This is a genomic window from Bradyrhizobium sp. 149 (assembly GCF_023073915.1).
Classification (GTDB): Bacteria; Pseudomonadota; Alphaproteobacteria; order Rhizobiales; family Xanthobacteraceae; genus Bradyrhizobium.
Window position 1 is genome coordinate 440,814 of record NZ_JADPKK010000023.1, and the last position, 18,865, is coordinate 459,678.

Consider the following 18,865-nt stretch of genomic DNA (forward strand, 5'->3'; position numbering starts at 1 on the left):
GATAGCCGGGCGAATGTACCGACCCGGCCGCGGCCATCAAACCTCAGCAAGGCAAATGTCATGCCTCGATCAGCTGCGCGCGGACGGCGTATCGGACCAGGCCCGCAGTCGAACTCACGTCCAGCTTGCGCATCGCGGCGGCTCGATGAGCCTCAGTGGTCTTGACGCTGAGGTTGAGGACCGCGCTGATGCCCTTATTGCTGTAGCCTTCGGCAACCAGTTTGACGACGAGTTGCTCGCGTGGGGTGAGCCCCGGGTGCCTGTCTGCACTGCTGCCAGATCCGCCGTTCAGTTCGTTCCGGCACCTTTCGGTACAGAACCGCTTGTGCGCCAGAAGCGAGTCGACGGCCGCCATCAACAATCTGTTTGCGTCCGATTTCACTAGGAAAGCGCGCGCACCGGCCTCGAATGCCTGCTGGGCGAGTAGACCGGAGCTGTGCACCGTGAAAATCAGGACCTCGGTCTGCAGCGGATATTCCCTGATCCGCCGCGCGACCTCCAGTCCGGTCATTCGCGGCATGGAAAAATCGACGATGGCCACGTGAGGCCGGCTTTCGATCGCCGCTGACAGCGCCTTGCCGCCGTCGTTCGCCTCGGCGACCACTTCCCAATCCGCTCGTTGTTCGAGCACCGCTCGCAAGCCCGACCGAACCGCTTCGTGGTCATCTGCGATGAGAAATCGCTTCATGCGAGCACTCCAGTGCCGTTACTCGGCGGTTGGGGCCGAAACGAACCCGTTTCCACCTACCGCCGGTGATCAGTGTTTTTCTTCCCTCAGTGGGTGCCTGCGGGGACCCTCATGACAGTGGCGTCCTTTCGCCGGTTTCGCCTGTTCGAGACCAACGCATGCGGAAAGACTGCGCACAGAACGGTGCCGGAACGGTGCGCTGCCCGATCGGAGCGGATCTCCAGCGAACCTCCGATCTGCTCAAGTCTTGCTCTCATGGCTGGAATTCCAACGCCGGTCGATATCGCCCGGTTCGCGCGGCCGGCCTGAAGGCCGCGCCCGTTGTCGCTGATGGTCAGCCGAAAATGGCTGCCGGTCCCGTCGATGACGATCCTCACCTCCGTTGCCTTTGCGTGGCGGAATACGTTCGTGAGAGCTTCCTGAACGACCCGGAGCAATGAACGCTGCTTCTCGTAGGGCAATCGATCGACGTCGGCCACGATCCTGGTCGTGACCCGCAACGACGTGCGCGCCGCGAATCCATCGGCATAATGCTCGATCGTGACCTTGAGCCCTTCGGCTGTCAGATTCTGCGGGTGCAGCAGGTAGGCAAAAGCGCGGATTTCCCTGAGAGCCTCATCGATCGACGCGTCGATCTCATCGCAGAGGCGCTCGGCCCCGACCGGATCGGCCATGGTCCGCCGGATCCGCATCAGACCGAGGCTCGCGGCAATCAGATGCTGACACGTCGAGTCATGCAGATCGGACGCAATCCGTTGCTGGATATCCTCCTGAATGGATAGCAAATTGACGCTCGCCTGCGCGGCGTCCGACCGTTCAACGGCGTTTTCAAGAAGTCCATTGGGCGCGACGCGATGGCTGCCGATCAACCGGACCGCACCAGCGGCCGCGGCGTCCATGATCGGAACGATCGTCGTTTCCATAGTCTGACGCTGTCCACCAAACGCAAGGCGATGGCGAATCCTGACCTCTGTTCCTTCTGCGAAACACGCCCGGAGAGCTTCGCTGACGGCTCTGGCGTCGTCCCGGCCGAGGCAATTGGAAACGTCCATCTCCCGGATGTCTTCCGACGAGACGCCGAGACGAAGCTCGAACGCCGGATTGATCCCCTCATACACGAAGTGCCCTTCAAACGAAGGGCGTACTGCAAAAAGAAGATCGGGTGAGAAGACCCAGTAGAGGCGTTCGCTGGTTTCTTCCGAGCCAAGTCGCAACCACGCTTTGATACTGGTTCCACTCGACTGACGGGCGGGCGAGCTATGTAACTTCACGGTACGCACTCACTATTCACCGGTGACGCCCGACGTTGAAGCTCAACATATTGAAGCTCAATACATTGAAGCTGAAGATCGAGAGTCTCCTCCCTTGGGGTCGGCAGAGTATACACCGTCAGGTTGATCACACCACCAGGTAGTGTTGCTGACAGAATAAAATCTCGTAGCTGTGAGACGACATCGGGAGGGATCGGATGAGTGGTTTTTGCCAGATTGTCCCGCCGCAATTCAAATAAGGTGCAACAGATACTCAAGCGGCGCAAACAGCTTTCATCATCGCGTCGAGGCGATCGCACCATGGCTGAGACGCGATGTGCTAGCGGCTCATATCGCGCGTGTTGGACTTATTTTTCTTTCCTTTCTTCGCGTTTGGCGCAGGCTGTTGCGGCGGCGCGATCGCCAGCGGATGAGACGGCACGCGCAGCCGCTGGATGCCGGCATCGTCCCTGAGTGCATCCGTATCCAGACGCTGGCTCCGGTCAGCAGAGTCGCGCGGGTCCGCGGCCGCGGCGGATGCTGCCGTCAAACCGACAATGACCCCGATCACCACCCGAGCACGCCTCAACGTCATCTTGCAGACCTCTCAAAACGCAAAATCAAGTCGGGGACCGATCCTGAGATCCCTGTAGCGCCGCACCATGACGTTCGATTCTCGCGCCTCGTACAGCACGCTCGTCGTAAGCGAAACGTTGCTGGCAAAATTATACTTCAGGCCGATATCCGCGGAGTAGATTTGATCCTGTCGTCCCCTGTTCAGCCCGTCGGTGAACCAGAAGGCTTCGAACAACGGCGTGCTGACGATCGACCATTTTGGATCGAGCTTGACCTCAATGCCGAGCAAGGCATCGAAGCGCCAGCGGCGAGCTTCCGCGAGATCAGAAAACCGGTAGGTCAGGAGCAACAGCGGTGAGAATGTCACATTGCTCACGCGGAAGTCGCGCGCCACCGAGCCCATCACGTCTTCCGACGTGAAAGCGAGATTGCGATAGACCCCGTCGAAATCGTATCGGTGCTCGTAGATGGCGGAGAAGCGCCAGCCGTCCCAATTCTCCGTCACGCGCGCTCCCATCCGCGCCACTGCGGCATTGCCGTCTTTCTCTCTCGCGAAGGCGTCAAATTGTGCGCGTGCATAGAGCCGGTACGACAGGTCCTCTGTGAGGTTCCCGGCCAGCCTGACGCTCACGTCGGGCTCATAGAAGAAATCGGACTTGCGATTGTCCCGGCTGAACAAGGCATTATCGGTGAAGTTCGGCATGACGGAGCCGACGACGCTCCATGACGGAGCGGTGTAATACGGTACGGGGCTGCTCGCCTTCAGTTCGGTGAGATCGACGTCCGCTGCCCACGCAGTGCCGGTTCCCAACAATCCTAGGACCGGCAAAAGAGCACTCGACCCGCGCATGGTGTTCCTCGATGGCTTTCCGTGCACCAGGAATCGCCCTAGCCTGGGCGGCGATTGTGGCGTGTTAGTGGTATGATTCAAAATCAGTGATTGAATCGATGGATCGCCATTTCGTAATTTGCCGAAAGGTTTTCGCTCGCCCGTCGCGGAATAAACGTATGGAGCCAAACCTGCGCCTGATCCGGTCGATCGCTGGTGCAAGGCCGGAGCGGCGCTCCGCCCTGACACGCTGGCCTCACCAGTCGATCCGCATAGTCTAGTAGTCTGCCGCATCCCTGGTGATCGGACAGGTCATGCAATGACCGCCTCCCCGGCCCCGCCCGAGCTCTGCCCCGACGATGGTGATCACCTCGATCCCTTCCTTGCGCAGCAGGGTGTTGGTGTAGGTATTGCGGTCATAGGCGAACACCACGCCCGGGGAGGCGCAAACCAGATTGGCGCCGCTGTCCCACTGTGTGCGCTCGCGCATATAGGCGTTGCCCCCGGTCTCAATCACACGCAGCTTCTTCAGGCCAAGGGCTTCGGCCACGACGTCCACGAACGGCTTTTCGTCCCTGCGCAGCTCGAGGCCGGCCGAATTGTCGGCTGGCCGGTAGGAAAACGCCGCGATGTTGTTGACAATGTCGGGATACAGCAGAACGCAATCCCTGTCAGCGAACGTGAAGACGGTGTCGAGATGCATCGCCGCACGGAGCCTCGGCATCGCGGCAACGATCACGCGCTCCGCCGCCTTGTTCTTGAACAAGGCCGCGGCGACCTGGCTGATCGCCTGCCGCGAGGTGCGCTCGCTCAACCCGATCAGCACGTTGCCCTTCCCGATCGGCATCACATCGCCGCCTTCCAGCGTCGCAAGGCCGTGGTCCCGCGTCGGATCGCCCCACCAGACATTGACCTTGCCGGCGAAATCCGGATGGAACATGTAGATGGCTGTTGTGAGGATCGGTTCTTCGTGCCGGGCGGGCCAGTAGAGCGAGTTCAGCGTGACCCCGCCGTAGATCCAGCAGGTCGTGTCCCGCGTATACAGCGTGTTGGGAAGCGGCGGCAGCAGATACTCGGTCATGCCGGCGGCCTCGCGGACGAGCTTGAGCATCTCGCCGCCATGGGCATCCGGGAAGTCATGGGTCGAAACGCCCCCAATCAGCGTTTCGGCCAGGTCGCGCGGCTTGAGGCTTTCCAGGTAGCCCCGCAGCTCATCGACGAGGCCGAGGCCGACCTGATCGGGAACGACTTGGTTGTCGAGAATCCACTTCCTGGCCTCGGGGATCGCGACCGTCTCCGCCAGCAGATTGTGCATCTCGACGACTTCGATATCGCGGTCGCGCATCTTCTGCACAAAGTCGAAGTGATCGCGCTTGGCGTTTTCGACCCACAGCACGTCGTCGAACAGCAGGGTGTCGCAATTGGACGGCGTGAGGCGTTGATGGGCGCGGCCGGGCGAGCAGACCATCACCTTCCGGAGTTGACCGACCTCCGAATGGACCCCGAAGGAAACCGAGCCGTCCGACGCCTGCTTTGCCATGGGAATTCTCCCGGGAGTTGCGTTGCCTAGATGGTGATGTAGCCGGTGGCCAATCCGTGGATACCGATAGCGGCGCCAAGGGCGGCGGCGATGAAGATGGCCCACTCGACGGCCGTAAACACCCTCGCCTTCTGCTCCAGACGCGCCCAGAAGTAGAGTGCCGTACCGGGGGCATAGAGGATCAAGGACAGCAGCAGGAACTTCATTCCGGCGGCGTAGATCAGGAATAGCGTGTAGATGACGGCGATGCCGGCAAAGACCATGTCGCGCGTTCTAGCGCGGCCGCTCTTCTCATAGGTCTCGCCTCGCCCCGTGAGCAGAAGCCCATAGGCTGCGACGAGGAAGAACGGAATCAGCGACATCACGCTCGTCAGATTGAGCATCAACGCGAACGCATCCTGCGACCAATAGGTGCTGATGACGAAGAGCTGAACGATCACATTGGTGAGCCAAAGCGCCGCAGCCGGCACCTTGTTCGCATTTTCCGTGCCGAACAGGGCCGGCATGTCCCTGGTCCGGCCGGCGGCGGAGAGCACCTCGGCGCAGATCAGCGACCAGGCGAGATAGGCCCCCAACACCGAAACCAGGAGCCCGACGCTGACGAAGATCGCGCCCCAATGTCCGACGAGGGCCTCCAGCACCGTCGCCATCGAGGGCTGCCGCATGCCGGCGATCTCGGCGCGGGGAAGCACGGCATAGGGCAGCATGGTCACGAGCACCATCAGGCTCGTCACGATCGCAAATCCCAGAATGGTCGCAGCGCCGACATGCTCACGTTCCTTGGCGTAGCGTGAATAGACGCTGGCGCCCTCAATGCCGAGAAAGACGAACACGGTGACCAGCATGGTCGCGCGAATCTGCTCGAACAGACCCTTGTCCGGCATGCCCTCTCCGCCCCAGAAATTCGCTCGAAACAGGTCCGCCTTGAACCCAACGATCAGGATCACGATGAAGACGAGGATCGGTACGATCTTCGCGATCGTCACGATCGTGTTGATCGCAGCTGCCTGCTGCACACCGCGCAGGATCATGAAGTGGAACAGCCATATTCCGATCGAGGCGACGACGATCGCGATCACGGTGTTCCCGTCGCCGAAGACCGGGAAGAAAGCGCCGAGCGTCGACTTGATCAGCACCCAATAGGAGACGTTGCCGATGCAGCTGCCGACCCAGTATCCGAATGCCGACAGGAAGCCGGGATAGTCGCCAAACCCCTCCTTCGCATAAGCATAGACGCCGGCATCGAGCTCGGGCTTTCGTTCCGCCAGCGCCTGGAACACCCGCGCGAGGGTGTACATGCCGCCGCCGGCGATGCACCAGGCGAAGATGGCTCCGAACGGCCCGGTGGCGATACCGAAGGTTCTCGGCAGTGAAAAGATACCCGAGCCGACCATCGAGCCGACCACCATCGCGGTCAACGCGAACAACGAGAGCTTCTGGATTGAGGACGTCTCAGTCATGTGAAGACCTCGCGACACGAGCGTGCGTTGCATCCCGGTCGATCGACTTGCCCACCGGTCGCACCATGCACCTTGCGCCGCGGCCAGAATATTAGGTGATTACCTAGTCGAGGATCGGGATTCTCCTCGCCGGTGACGGAGCGCTCACACTGGAGACGAAGTGGAAGCTTCGGCTTCTCCCTTTTCTCCGAACCAGGTCCCGTAGAGTGTCGGCAGCAAAATCAGCGTCAGCAAGGTCGCAACCAGCAGGCCACCCATGATTGCGACCGCCATCGGTCCCCAGAACACGGTCGGAGCGATCGGGATCACGCCGAGCACGGTCGATATTGCAGTCAGCATGATGGGACGAAAGCGGGAGCTGCTGGCATCCAGCGCCGCCTCCCAGGGGCTCTTGCCCTCCGCCCGCTCCGCATCGATCTGGCCAATCAAGATCACGGCATTCTTGCTGATCATGCCAAGCAAGGCGAGAACGCCGAGAATGGTGACGAAACCCATCGACCTCCCCGAAAGTAGCAGCGCGGCGACAACACCGATCATGCCGAGCGGCGCCACGCTCACGACCATCAACAGCCGCGGAAAGCTCTGCTCAACGGGATGGCAAGCGCGATGATGAGGCCCGGGCGGATTCCGAGGCTGATGAAACTTACCACCATGATGATGGCGATCGCCTGCAGCAGCGAGGTCATGAATTCGCCGATCGCGTTGCCGACCACGACGGCTTGGTCGGCGACGAGCGTCGGCTCGATTCCGATCGGCAGGTCGGCCGTGATCTGCGCCATCGCGCCTTTGACGTGGCGACCGAGCGCGAGAATGTCGCCGCCATCGCGCATTGCGATAGCGAGCCCGATTGCCGGCTGACCATTGACCCGAAACATCGGCTGCGGCGGATCCACGTAGCCGCGCCGCACCTGCGCGATCACTCAGGCGGATGGTGCGACCGCTTGCAACAAAATTGACGCCGGCGATGTCCTGCTCGGATTGGAAGCCGCCGGAAACCCGAACGGAAATGGTCTCCTTGCCCGTCTGGATCACGCCCGCCGGACGAACAATGTTCTGCGATCGCAGCGCGGCGAGCAGAGCCGCCCGATCGACGCCGATCGTCGCAAGCGCCTGCTTTGAGAACTCGACGAAAATCACCTCGTCTTGTGCGCCCAGCAGCTCGATCTTCGATACGTCCGGGATCTGGAGCAATCGCGAGCGGATCTCCTCGACGTGATCACGCAACTCCCGCTGGAAGAAACCGTCGCTCGTAAAGCCATAGATGATGCCGAAGGTGTCGCCGAAATCATCGTTGAAGCCGGGGCCGACAACTCCCGCCGGCAGCGTGCGGCGCATGTCACCGATGTTCTTCCTCACCTGGTACCAGGTATCGGTGACCTGCCTTGCCTTCGCGCTCCCCTTCAGGTTGACGAAAATCGTGACCATGCCCGCCCGGGTGAAGCTGCGCAGGAAGTCCAGATGGGGCGTCTCCTGCAATCGTCGCTCGAGCCGCTCCGTCACCTGCTTCATCGTCTCTTCGGCCTTTGCGCCCGGCCAGGCCGCCTGAACGAGCATCGTCTTGATAGTGAACGATGGATCCTCATTCCGGCCGAGGCGGAATAGGCGAGGTAGCCGGCGATCACGGCAACCAACATGGCGTAGACCACCACCGAGCGATGCTTGAGCGCCCATTCGGAAAGGTTGAGCCCGCTCATGGCGCCGCCCCGAGCACGCGCACCTTCTGGCCGGGATGAAGAGCCTGAACGCCAGCGGTGACGATGATCTCCCCTGCGTCCAATCCCTGCGAGATGATGACGTCGGCCTGGTCGAAGCGCAGGATGTCGACGTTTCGCGCCGACACGACGTTCGTCGAGGGATCGACGATCCAGACGGCCGGCTGCCGATCGATCCGCGTCAAAGCTGTTGCGGGTATGTCGATCACCGGCCCGGAGCCGGTCTCGATACGTCCGTTCACGGTGGCGCCGAGCCGCACGGCTGTCGGCGGATCCGTCAAGCCGACCTTGACCTCGAAGGTGCGGGTGACGGGGTCCGCTTGCGCAGCGATCTGACGGATGCGGCCTTGCGCCGTGATCGTCGGATCATCGGCCAGGCTGACGGTGACCTGCACGTCGGCGGGCGCCGATCTGACCATCTGAGCCGGGACGTCGAAGACCGCGTCCCGGCCATCCTGCCGGGCGATCCTCGCGATCATTTGCCCGGCCTGAACCACCTCGCCCGCCGACGGCACCGTCGCGGTGATCTTGCCGGGCGCGTCGGCTCGCAGCTCAGTGAAGCTGACGAGATCGTGCGCGGAACTGATTTGCGCTTCCGCGGCCTCGACCTGCGACTGGGAGGTGTGTCGTGCTTGCGTTGCCGCTTCGAAATTGGCACGCGTGGTCCACCCCTGCGCCAACAGCGTCTCCTGGCGCTCATAGTGGTTACGCGCTTGCGTCAGCTGGGCCTGTGCAGCGGAAAAAGTCGCCTTCGCCTGCCGCAATGCGCTCAGCTCGTTCTGAGACTCCAGTTGGGCCAGCAGCTGGCCGCCCTCAACCCTGTCACCTAGCTTGGTGTGGTTCGCAAGCAAGCGTCCGGAGATCCGGAAGGCAACGCTCACTTGGTCCTCCGCCTCGCGAAAGCTTGTCTTAGTGGCAACCGCAATCACGGGAATGCTGTTGGTCGTGCCATCAACGGTACCTGCGCAAGCTCAGCAGAGCCAATGGTGCTCCAAGTTCAAGGGAATGGTGAACTTCAGATACTCGACCGAGGATCAGTGCCGCGCGTCACGCAGCGGCAGAGGCGGCACCTGCTTCCCACGGCAGGCGTCGCGCTAGTTGCGCGGTAGGGCCGCAAGAGCCCGTCCAAAGCGATGGCGTCGAACGATCCGCTCGTGGACGCCCTTGGAACCGGTATGGATGCTGCTATATCGCTACGCGAGCTGTCGCTTCGACTTACCGAGCAACTCCCGGCTGCGGACACCAAAAGCAGAGCCGCCGCCGAGATGCAGCATTCGATGTGCAAGGCCCCGTTTGCGAAACACCGCAGGATGGTACGGGCCAACCTGTCACCGATCGAGGGATCCGATGTGAGAGGCTCTTCCGGAAAGCAAGATGCGCGTGCGGTCGCCGCGGCCACCTGGACGAGCTTGGCTTTACTGGGGCCGGCCACGTCGCGGCGCTCGCCTCGTGCCATCCTCCAATTGGGGTGTCTGTTCCTGTATCACTCCGTCGTGGCCGGAACGGACGTCGCAAGGCGCGCACTCGATCCCCGCCTGCCGCTGCGCCCCGGATTCATCACCTATCCAACGCGTCTTCCTCGTGGCCAGCGCCGGAATGTATTCGCGACGCTGACCAGCCTGTTGCCTGGCACGGTGCTGGCCGGAGAAGCGAACGCGCAACTCCTCTATCATTGCCTTGACGTCGAACAGGCCGTGGTCGCCGAGCTTGCCCGGGAGGAAGCGGCCTGGTGCGAGCGCTTTACAATGACTGAGTTCCTGACGGCCGCGGTCCGCTTCATACTGGCGATGCTGGCGCTTGGCCTGGTGTCGATCCTGCGTGGCCCTGGCGACGCTGACCGCGTGACGGCGACCCAATTGATCGGGACCGGGGGCATGGCGGCGCTGCTGCTGCTCGGCACGGCAATCTGCTCGGCAGCGGCGTGTTCCTCCTGTTGGGCGGCGAGGTGCGGCGCCCGGGATGGGCAACGATCCCGTGCCGCAGGCCTCGGTGATCACCGGTGTGGTCGTCGCTTTTTCCGCAACGGCTCTGGCAATTGCGCTCCTGCTCCGGTTGTGCCGGGCGACCGCCTCCGCGGCGCCAAGAAGTGGTGGGTCGCCGGAGGACGGCCCGGATCAGGCCGGTGGCTGATGCCCCCCTCCCCAGCGCTTGACGCGGCAACAACCCCGAGCGGCTTCGTGCTGGTGCTGTCGATTGCCATCCCAATCAGCGGCGCGTTGCTGGCCTTCGTTCTGGGCGACCGACACGTCAGGCTGGTCGCATGCGCGACGAGCCCGCTTGGACTGGCGACCGCGGTGGCGACTCTGCTGGCGCTGCCGCGGAGTACGGGACCTCTCGTTTATCTGCTCGGCGCGTGGCCGCCGCCGCTCGGGGTGGCACTGCGCGCGGACGGATTATCCGCGGTGATGCTCGGGGCGACCGCAATCGTGATCTGCGCGGTCGCCGTCTTTTCCTATGCTGATTTCTCCGTAACGGCGCACGAAACCCGCGCGCAATTCGCGTTCTGGACCTTGCTGCTGACCGTCTGGGGAGCGCTGAACACCATCTTTGTCGCCGGAGACCTCTTCACGCTTTACGTTGCGCTAGAATTGCTGACATTCGCCGCGGTACCGCTGGTCTCGCTGGATGGGCGCCCGGAGACGCTGCGGGCCGCGATACTGTATCTGCTGTTCGCATTGTTCGGCTCCGTGCTCTATTTGCTGGGCACGTCACTCCTCTACGGTCTATATGGCACTCTGGACATCGTGCTGCTGTCGCATCAGACCGGAGCGGAGCCTGCCGCGCGGGTCGCGGCGGCATTGATGACAACCGGTCTTCTGGCCAAGACCGCGCTTTTTCCGCTGCACCTCTGGCTCCCGCCCGCTCATGCAGGCGCACCGCCTGCCGCCAGTGCGATTCTGTCCGGCCTCGTCGTCAAGGGATCGTTCTTCATCATCGTGCGGCTCTGGTTCCAGGTGATGCCCGGACTGCCCGGTTTTGCAGCAGCCCAACTGCTCGCCGCTCTGGGAGCGGCCGCAATCGCGTTCGGCAGCATTGTCGCGCTGCGCCAGCAGCGACTGAAGCTTCTGATTGCCTATTCTACGTTGGCCCAGATCGGATATCTCTTCCTGATGATTCCACTCGCGCTCGATGCTTCGGGCAAGCTGGAGAGTGGCGAAGCTTTGGCAGGCGGTCTGCTGCAGGCCGTCTCTCATGCCACCGCGAAAGCGGCAATGTTCATGGCTGCCGGATCCATCTACGTCGGCCTGGGCCATGATCGCATCACCGGGCTCCGGGGTGTCGCACGCGCCTTGCCGTTGAGTGTCCTGGCCTTCGCCGTCGCGGGTATCGCGCTGATCGGCGTACAGCCGAGCGGCGCGTCCTGGCGAAAGAGCTGTTGCACCTCGCTGCGGCGGGAACGGGGCAGTGGTGGTGGGCAATCGCCCTCGAAGCGGGCGGAATGTTCACGGCCGCCTACGTGGTGCTGGTGCTGGCTCACGCGCTAGCGCCCTCGGACGATCCGATTGCGTTGGTCGGCCCGGCACCGCGCCTCCGGAACGCGGCGGCGCTCGTCCTGGCATTGTGCTCGCTATTGCTGGGACTTCTGCCTTGGACTCCCTATCTGCCCGTCCCCAACACTTCGACGTCAGGCCTCATCGAAACCGGGATGCTCTCCAAAACGTTTTTCACCGTCCTGGGAGGCGTCGTGTTGGCGATTCTGCTCACGCCCTCGTCGCAGCAGCTTGGGTGTCGGCGCGTTGGAAGTTCGCCACCCAAACACTCGATCCATTCCGACGCATTTGCCGTGCATCTGACCGTCTTGTCGAGCGGGGCAACGGCATTCTCTGCCAATGGCCGGCGGCAAGCATCTGCCTTCTCGCGCTAGCTTTGCTATTCGGCGCGCTGATTATGGCCGTGTGAGACGGAACGTCAAGCATCGGTGGCGAATGCCGTGCCCTACCCAGCCGGTGATCAGGAACATTCATCCCTACACCCCAGGGTTTTCTCCGATGCCGCCACGGCGGACCGGCAGCTAATCTTTGTCAGCGTGTCTAGCCGGGGCCTACCAGACTTAGCCGGCGGACCTCGATCCAGCAGGAGGCTTGCATGTCCGATCTCGTGGCGATCGTGTATCCATCCGAGGCAAAGGCCGAAGAAGTGCGTCAACGGCTGCTCAGGCTGCAGAAGGAGTATCTGATCACGATCAGCGACGCTGTGATCGCCGTGAAAACGGATTCCGGCGGCATCAAGCTCAATCAACTCGTCAACGCGACGGCGATGGGCGCGATGACCGGAAGCTTTTGGGGACTTCTGATCGGCGTCATATTCCTCAATCCGATCCTCGGTGTCGCGCTCGGCGCGGCATCCGGCGCGCTCGGTGGCGCCCTGTCCGATTTCGGCATCGACGACGCCTTCATGAAGGAATTGTCCGCCTCGCTCCACACCGGCAACGCCGCCTTGTTCGTCCTGATCAAGAACATGACGGCGGACAAAGTGCTGAAGGAAATCAAGGACGCCGGGGGGACCGTGCTGAAGACGTCTCTGGATGACACCAAGGAACAGGCCCTGCGCGACGCGCTCGCAAGTGCGACGGAACGGCCGGCGGCCTGAACGGCCGCCATTGGCCCGCTCAGCGCCGACCGCCCGCGAGGCGCAGCAGCATCATGAATAGGTTGATGAAGTTGAGGTAGAGCGACAGCGCCGAAATCACGGACTTGCGGCCGGCCGTCGTTTCATCATCCCTGCCGTCGTACATCGCCTTGATCCGCTGCGTGTCGTAGGCCGTGAGTCCGGCAAAGACACCGACGCCCACGACCGAGATCAGCCAGTCCAGCCCGGAAGACTGCAGGAAGAGGTTGACCACGCTGGCAATGATGACGCCGATCAGGCCCATGAACAGGAAGGTGCCGAGACCAGACAGGTCGCGTCGTGTGGTGTAGCCGAATACGCTGAGGGCCCCGAAGGTCGCCGCCGCGATGAAGAAGACGCGTGCGATCGACGCACTGGTGTAGATGTGGAACAGCGTCGAGAGCGACACCCCGACCAGGGCGGCATAGATGAAGAACAGAAGCCGTGCCGTTGATACCGACAGCGTATTGATGCGCGAACCGATGAAGAAGACCAGCGCAAGCGGGGCCAGGATAAAGACCCACATCAACGGGCTCTGCAGCAAGGCGGGACCGGTCAGCTGATAGGTCAGCCACGCGACGACGGCGGTCAGGCCAACGCCGGCGGCCATGTAATTGTAGATGCGCAGCATGTAGTCGCGCAGCGCGGTGTCCACCGCGATTGTGCCACCACCGCCCGCACTCGAGGACGTCAGGTTCTGATCATAATTTGACATTGCTCGCCTCCTCTCAGAGCTTGCTGACGGAGCCTAGGCTATCCCTCGGGCTCAGAGGACGGCATCGGACAATCACCCGAATGCCGGCGGGGAAACCACGCTGTTGCCCATGCAATTTTCCGGCGATCCGCAGCAACCATTCGCCGCGCCCCCGCCCATTACCAAGGGGCAACCTGGAGCCGCCGCTCACCCGTCCTCCTTTTGGAGGGGGGCCTTAGGCGTTTGTCACTAGGAGATGATCGCGGCACGGCCTAATCGGCTGACATGCGCTTCTATTTCCACATCGTGGACAAATACGGTCTCACTCCCGATGGGACCGGATGCGCCGATCAGGGTACGGCAGTTCTGCATGCCGAACGCATTGCGGCCGAGCTCGCGAAGGTCGGCGAATTCTGCCGTTCCGGCGTCGTGCTCTTGGCTGCCGTTCCGGGGCCATCATCCAGCCCCGGCGAAGGCGCGACCGGCCCCACGGCAAAGGCCTGAAGGCGGCGTGCAGAACGGTCTGGCGATTTCCTGCCCCTGCTCCCTACAGAGAATCCCTGATGTGCGAGGGGGAAAGCCGCCTTTAAGGTCTGCCGGGATCGGCCGGCATCAGTGCCCGCCGATCGCGGATTGGAAGGCCATCTTTCATGGCTCCGTCACCGAACGAGGTCGATCAAAAACTCTCGCGCAATGCGCTCATCGCGCTGGTCGTGGGGTCGATGGTTGGCTCCGGCATCTTCGCCCTCCCCGCATCGTTCGGGCGGAGCACGGGTGCGCTCGGCGCGATGATCGCCTGGACGATCGCAGGCACCGGCATGCTGATGCTGGCCTTCGTGTTCCAGACGTTGTCACACCGCAAGCCGGACCTCGATGCCGGCATTTATGCCTACGCCAGGGACGGGTTTGGCGAATATATCGGCTTTGCTTCGGCCGTGGGATACTGGATTGGATGCTGCCTTGCGGATGTCGCCTGTCTCGTCTTGATCAAGGCAACACTCGGACAGTTTTTCCCTGTGTTCGGTGACGGCACAACGGCGGTGGCAATCGCTTCGGCGTCCGTCCTGCTGTGGGGAGTGCACATTCTTCTGCTGCACGGCATCAAGAGCGCCGCCGCGCTCAATACGATCGCGACCTACGCCAAGATCATTCCGATCCTGTTGTTCATTGCAGCCGCCGCCATCGCCTTCGACAGCAGGCTTTTCTCCATGAATTTCACGGGAACGGAGCAGCCGGAGCATTCAAATGTGCTCACTCAGGTTCGCGACACGATGCTGCTGACCGTGTTCGTGTTCGTCGGGATTGAAGGCGCCAGCGTCTATTCTCGCTATGCCCGGAGCCGCAGCGATGTTGGATTCGCAACCATTGTCGGTTTCCTGACGGTGCTCAGCCTGCTCGTCCTCGTGACACTGCTGTCCTATGGTGTGCTGCTGCGACCGGAACTGGCGGACCTGCCGACGCCGTCCATGGCCGGCGTCATGGAGGCGATCGTCGGCCGCTGGGGCGGCGTGTTCATCAGCGTGGCACTCCTGATCTCGGTCCTCGGCAACTACCTGTCCTGGTCACTTCTGGCGGCTGAAGTGCTGCATTCCGCCGCGGTCCACCGCACCATGCCCTCCTTTCTCGCAAACGTGAACAAGTACAAGGTCCCTGCTGGAGCGCTCTGGCTCACCAACTGCGTGATCCAGACTTTCCTTCTCGTCACCTGGTTTGCGGAATACGCATTCACGCTCGCCTTGAAGATGACGAGCGCGATGACGCTGATCCCGTATTTCTTTGTTGCGGCCTACGGTCTCAAGCTCGCCTGGACCGGAGAGGCCTACCACGCTGGCGAGCGTGCCCGCGTTGGCGACTGGATCCGCTCGGCTGTCGCGACGCTCTACGCCGGCGCGATGATCTACACAGGGGGGCCGACGTTTCTCTTGCTGTCGTCGATCCTCTATGCACCCGGCACGCTGCTGTTCCTTGTCGCCAAGCGCGAGCGCAAGGAATCGACGTTCAGGCCATTCGAGGCGATCCTCTTTGCAGCGATCACGGTCGCCGCATGTGCCGGCGTCTACGCACTGTCCACCGGAGCCATCTCGATTTGAGTCCTTGTCCTTGGCTGCATGGAGGCGAAGATGAGCATTCGAACCGTCTGGGGCGCCCTGATCCTAAGCGGGCTAGTAGCGGTTTCCGCATCTCCAACCGCGTTGCTGGCCCAGTCGACTGACACGGGGGTGCTGGCGCCGAAGGACACTGGCGTATCGGCGCCGAAGAACGTGGCGCCCAACACCAATACGAATCCGACCAAGCACCGTTACTGGCGTCATCGCGGCGGAAAGCATCCACACTTTGGCAGCCGGCGCGTCCGCACCTAGGTGCGCGAACCATCATCCGTGATTGGACCGATCCATGAGCGATTCCAGGACAGGGCCGGAACGGCTTCGCGAACTCGTTCCACACGACTATTCCAGCGGTCTGCCGGAGCACACCGGGCGCGGCGTTCTCGCGACTGGGCTCAGCCTGCTCGCTGCCTGTGTCTTCCTGTTTCTGGCGTGGCAGACAGTGTCCAGTCTCCTGCTCATCTTTGCAGGCGTATTGTTCGGTGCATTTCTGGATGCCTGCGCAAGGGCGCTGGCCCCGGTCCTTCCGCTCGCGCGCGCCTGGCGGCTGACGCTGGTCCTGCTGTTGTTCTCCGCTCTGTCGACATTTGGATTGGTATGGGGCGCGGGCAAGCTACCGGAGCAGAGCCGCCTCCTGCTGAACGTCATGGACAGCCAGATCGACGTCCTGCAGGAGCACCTGCTGTCATACGGCGTCGACCTGCTAGGCCCGGAATGGGGCCGCGACTTTGCGCAATGGCTGTTCTCGGACCAGGGGCGTTTTCTCAGCCACGCTCAATTCCTGCTCGGCGGAGCGTCGAGTCTTCTGACCGGCGCGCTGGTCATCGTGTTCCTCGGTATCCTCTTCGCCTTCGATCCGACCAGCCATCGCGAGAGCCTGGTCATGTTGGTGAAGCGACCCTACCGCGCGCGAACAAGAGAGGTCATGGATGAGATGGGCAGCGTGATGCGGTTGTGGCTGATCGGGCAGCTCATCCGGATCATTCTCATGACGCTGTGCGTCTGGGTCGCACTCTATCTGGTCGGGCTGCCTGGACCTCTTGTGCTCGGACTGCAGGCGGGCTTGTCGAACTTCATTCCATACCTCGGACCGATCGTGGCGGCGGTTCCGATCGCGCTGGTCGCAATGCCACTCGGCGGCTCGCTGCTGATCTGGGCCGTGGTCATCTACACAATCATCCAGTCGATCGAAGGCTATGTGATCGGCCCGCTGATCCAAGGTCAGGCGGTCGAGATCCCCCCTGCCTGGACGCTGGTCGCGATCGTCATGCTTGGCGCGCTGTTCGGCGTCCTGGGCGTCGCGATGGCCATGCCCCTAGTCGCGATCGGCCGTGTCGCAATCATCCGGTTCTACGTCGAGGACTATCTCGGCGACGACCCCAAGCTGACGCTCAGCAGCAACCGATCGTGAGTGGGTGGCCCATGAGCGAGACCGATCTACGACGGAACGAGGGCCCGGAGCGTGCACCGCCTCAATTCAGGATGGCCCGTTTCTTGTGGCAGCAACTCCCTTATGTGGTGGCGCTGGTGCTCGCCGTCGCGGGCATCGCCTATACCAACGTCTCCCACCGGCCTCTCGTCGGCTGCTGGGAATTCCTGGCGCTCGCCATCGGCGTGGTCTGCTTCGTGACGAAATGGCCGGAGACGCAAGGCAAGGGGGCCCAGCTCCGGTTGATCTGGACCTAGGCGCTGCACTGGATCGCCGTCCTAGTCACGATGAATATCATGCTGATGTCTGGTGTCCAGCAATTGCTTCCGACACCGGCGACCGGCTTGGTCCTGCTGACGTTGCTCGCGCTCGGCACCCTTCCTCGCGGGCGCTACAATCTTCGTTTCTCGGCCTTGCGACGGGCGTGACCGTCCCGGCGATATCCTGGCTGAAGCAATCTGTTTTCTTCTTCCTGCTTGGCGCGGTGCTGCTGACCGGCCTCGGCATCACGTTCTGGCTTCGCCAGGACCGTCGGCCGGCGGCCGCGTCCATGAACAACCAGATGGAGGCTTGAATGCCAATGATACGGTTCCTTTGCATGGCCGCATGTGCGTTGCTTTGCACCGCCGCCTCGCCGGCCCGCGCCGACATGTTCCGGGTCGGCAGACTGTTGTGCTCCAGCTCACCGCGCGTGGGGCTGGTCCTCGGATCGGCACAATCGCTGCGTTGCGTGTTCTTCTCGCGCAGACGGCTCCGGCAATATGTCTACGAGGGACGCATCAGGCGCGTTGGCCTCGACCTGGGCGTGACGTCGGCGGGCAGCTTGTCGTGGACTGTCTTCGCCAAGAATTCGCAAATCGGATCTGCCACCTTGCGAGGAAACTACGTAGGCGCGAGCGGCAATGTCGCATTCGGCCCCGGCCTCGGAGCCAATGTCCTGATTGGCGGCTCGCGCCGGAGCGTGATGTTGCAGCCGATTTCGATCGAGCGGTCGATCGGGATCAATCTCGCGGCGGGCGTGACCAACCTGACTCTGGGTCCGCGCGGCAGGCGATAGCTCGGTCACGGGGATCCCTCCGAGACTCCATGCGAACATTCCCGCACGGTCGCTCAGGGTTTCGTCGGATGTCGACGCTCCACCTCCAAAGCTACCGTCGCGTCGGGGTGCCGATCATTCGTAGATCAGGAGCGTGGCATGACAGTCTATGACAGCCGGTCCGGCATCGCAGCTCTGGGCCCTCCACCCCTGTGGGTCTGCGCTCTGCTTGGCGTCGTCCTGATCGCCGCCGGTATCGCAGCTCTCAGCGACGTGGCGTTCGCGACCATCATCAGCGTGAAGTTGATCGGCCTGACCGCGATCGCCGCCGGCGCGTTCGAGATCGTCCACGCCTTCTGGACCAAAGGATGGGGCGGCTTCCTGTGGCGGATCCTGCTCGGCGCCCTCTACGTCGCCTTCGGGCTCGTGCTGCTGACCCAGCCCGCCTCTGGCGCCCCTGATCCTCACTTATTTCCTCGGCGCGGTTCTGATCGCCTCAGGCGTCATTCGATGCATGCTGAGCTTCGTCCATTGGCGCCAGAACGGATGGATGATGCTGATCTCCGGCCTCTTCGGGTTGGTCGCGGGCGCGCTGATCCTGTTCAGCTTCCCCACCATGAGCCTATGGGTCCTCGGATTCTTGCTCGGCGTCGACCTGATCTCGCACGGCCTCGCCTGGCTGCTTTACGCGCTTCAATCCGTGCGGCGGACTGCGTAACATAAGGAGAAGAAGATATGGATACCCCCAACCGTCGCGCCTTCCTTGGCCTTGCCCAGAATGCGGTAGCTGCCGCGGCGATAGGCGCCATCGGCATTCGCTTCATCGCGGTTGCGGAAGCGATGCCGATCGCACCCGAGCTCGGCCAGACCGGCCGGCCCTCGGATCTCCTGACGCAAGCCCAATGGGGACCACCGCATCGTCCGGGTTGGGGCCGGCC

At 62.5% G+C, this 18,865-nt stretch carries 20 protein-coding genes and 2 pseudogenes; 12 read left to right on the top strand and 10 right to left on the bottom strand.

What is annotated here, in order from left to right; translation table 11 throughout:
• Positions 1-58: 58 nt before the first annotated feature.
• From IVA88_RS29895 to IVA88_RS29930, 8 genes and pseudogenes are all read right to left on the bottom strand, one after another.
• Complete coding sequence (locus IVA88_RS29895; RefSeq protein ID WP_247500781.1) at positions 59-688, bottom strand: response regulator transcription factor; 630 nt, start codon at positions 686-688, stop codon at positions 59-61.
• 86 nt (positions 689-774) lie between these two features.
• Positions 775-1,968: an ATP-binding protein gene (locus IVA88_RS29900; RefSeq protein WP_247500782.1), complete on the bottom strand. Its 1,194-nt coding sequence runs from the start codon at positions 1,966-1,968 to the stop codon at positions 775-777.
• Positions 1,969-2,278: 310 nt separating this feature from the next.
• Positions 2,279-2,533 carry a hypothetical protein gene (locus tag IVA88_RS29905; RefSeq protein ID WP_247500783.1) on the bottom strand — a complete coding sequence of 85 codons (255 nt, stop codon included), beginning with the start codon at positions 2,531-2,533 and terminating at the stop codon, positions 2,279-2,281.
• Between the two features lie 12 nt (positions 2,534-2,545).
• A complete protein-coding gene (locus tag IVA88_RS29910; protein WP_247500784.1) occupies positions 2,546-3,565 on the bottom strand; it encodes a hypothetical protein in 1,020 nt (339 codons plus the stop codon).
• Between the two features lie 55 nt (positions 3,566-3,620).
• Complete coding sequence (gene arcA / locus IVA88_RS29915; RefSeq protein WP_247500785.1) at positions 3,621-4,883, bottom strand: arginine deiminase; 1,263 nt, start codon at positions 4,881-4,883, stop codon at positions 3,621-3,623.
• Positions 4,884-4,909: 26 nt separating this feature from the next.
• A complete protein-coding gene (locus tag IVA88_RS29920; protein ID WP_247500786.1) occupies positions 4,910-6,343 on the bottom strand; it encodes a basic amino acid/polyamine antiporter in 1,434 nt (477 codons plus the stop codon).
• 144 nt (positions 6,344-6,487) lie between these two features.
• Positions 6,488-8,037 (bottom strand): annotated as a pseudogene (locus IVA88_RS29925) (efflux RND transporter permease subunit).
• Complete coding sequence (locus tag IVA88_RS29930; protein ID WP_346657657.1) at positions 8,034-8,984, bottom strand: efflux RND transporter periplasmic adaptor subunit; 951 nt, start codon at positions 8,982-8,984, stop codon at positions 8,034-8,036. The pseudogene IVA88_RS29925 and the gene IVA88_RS29930 overlap by 4 nt, the downstream one beginning before the upstream one ends.
• Between IVA88_RS29930 and IVA88_RS32505 the strand changes: the two genes are divergently transcribed.
• The 4 genes from IVA88_RS32505 to IVA88_RS29950 all read left to right on the top strand — a co-directional run bounded on the left by IVA88_RS32505 (position 8,890) and on the right by IVA88_RS29950 (position 12,645).
• A complete protein-coding gene (locus IVA88_RS32505; protein ID WP_346657664.1) occupies positions 8,890-9,153 on the top strand; it encodes a DUF3551 domain-containing protein in 264 nt (87 codons plus the stop codon). The two genes, IVA88_RS29930 and IVA88_RS32505, sit on opposite strands and share 95 nt — an antisense overlap.
• Positions 9,154-9,188: 35 nt before the next feature.
• Complete coding sequence (locus IVA88_RS29940; protein WP_247500789.1) at positions 9,189-11,540, top strand: proton-conducting transporter membrane subunit; 2,352 nt, start codon at positions 9,189-9,191, stop codon at positions 11,538-11,540.
• Positions 11,495-11,920, top strand: a complete 426-nt coding sequence (locus IVA88_RS29945) for a hypothetical protein (RefSeq protein WP_247500790.1) — start codon at positions 11,495-11,497, stop codon at positions 11,918-11,920. The genes IVA88_RS29940 and IVA88_RS29945 overlap by 46 nt, the downstream gene beginning before the upstream one ends.
• Before the next feature lie 221 nt (positions 11,921-12,141).
• Positions 12,142-12,645, top strand: a complete 504-nt coding sequence (locus IVA88_RS29950) for a DUF1269 domain-containing protein (protein ID WP_247500791.1) — start codon at positions 12,142-12,144, stop codon at positions 12,643-12,645.
• 19 nt (positions 12,646-12,664) lie between these two features.
• On the opposite strand, the gene IVA88_RS29955 is transcribed toward IVA88_RS29950, so the two are convergent.
• Positions 12,665-13,378: a Bax inhibitor-1/YccA family protein gene (locus IVA88_RS29955; RefSeq protein ID WP_247500792.1), complete on the bottom strand. Its 714-nt coding sequence runs from the start codon at positions 13,376-13,378 to the stop codon at positions 12,665-12,667.
• A gap of 264 nt (positions 13,379-13,642) precedes the next feature.
• On the opposite strand from IVA88_RS29955, the gene IVA88_RS29960 reads away from it, so the two are divergent.
• From IVA88_RS29960 to IVA88_RS29995, 8 genes and pseudogenes are all read left to right on the top strand, one after another.
• Positions 13,643-13,861 (top strand): hypothetical protein, encoded by a 219-nt coding sequence (locus IVA88_RS29960; protein WP_247500793.1) that lies wholly within the window; start codon positions 13,643-13,645, stop codon positions 13,859-13,861.
• Between the two features lie 146 nt (positions 13,862-14,007).
• Positions 14,008-15,447, top strand: coding sequence for a basic amino acid/polyamine antiporter (locus IVA88_RS29965; protein WP_247500794.1), 1,440 nt, complete (start codon positions 14,008-14,010; stop codon positions 15,445-15,447).
• A gap of 30 nt (positions 15,448-15,477) precedes the next feature.
• Positions 15,478-15,717 carry a hypothetical protein gene (locus IVA88_RS29970; RefSeq protein ID WP_247500795.1) on the top strand — a complete coding sequence of 80 codons (240 nt, stop codon included), beginning with the start codon at positions 15,478-15,480 and terminating at the stop codon, positions 15,715-15,717.
• Positions 15,718-15,751: 34 nt separating this feature from the next.
• The gene (locus IVA88_RS29975; RefSeq protein WP_247500796.1) at positions 15,752-16,873 is read left to right on the top strand and encodes an AI-2E family transporter; all 1,122 of its coding nucleotides are present in this window, start codon (positions 15,752-15,754) and stop codon (positions 16,871-16,873) included.
• 83 nt (positions 16,874-16,956) lie between these two features.
• Complete coding sequence (locus tag IVA88_RS29980) at positions 16,957-17,148, top strand: hypothetical protein (protein ID WP_247500797.1); 192 nt, start codon at positions 16,957-16,959, stop codon at positions 17,146-17,148.
• 167 nt (positions 17,149-17,315) lie between these two features.
• Complete coding sequence (locus IVA88_RS29985) at positions 17,316-17,465, top strand: hypothetical protein (RefSeq protein WP_247500798.1); 150 nt, start codon at positions 17,316-17,318, stop codon at positions 17,463-17,465.
• Complete coding sequence (locus IVA88_RS29990) at positions 17,466-17,948, top strand: DUF992 domain-containing protein (protein ID WP_247500799.1); 483 nt, start codon at positions 17,466-17,468, stop codon at positions 17,946-17,948.
• 138 nt (positions 17,949-18,086) lie between these two features.
• Positions 18,087-18,645: pseudogene (locus tag IVA88_RS29995) on the top strand (HdeD family acid-resistance protein).
• Here IVA88_RS29995 and IVA88_RS30000 read toward each other — a convergent pair.
• Positions 18,621-18,830 (bottom strand): hypothetical protein, encoded by a 210-nt coding sequence (locus tag IVA88_RS30000; protein ID WP_247500800.1) that lies wholly within the window; start codon positions 18,828-18,830, stop codon positions 18,621-18,623. The pseudogene IVA88_RS29995 and the gene IVA88_RS30000 sit on opposite strands and share 25 nt — an antisense overlap.
• Positions 18,831-18,865 lie beyond the last annotated feature (35 nt).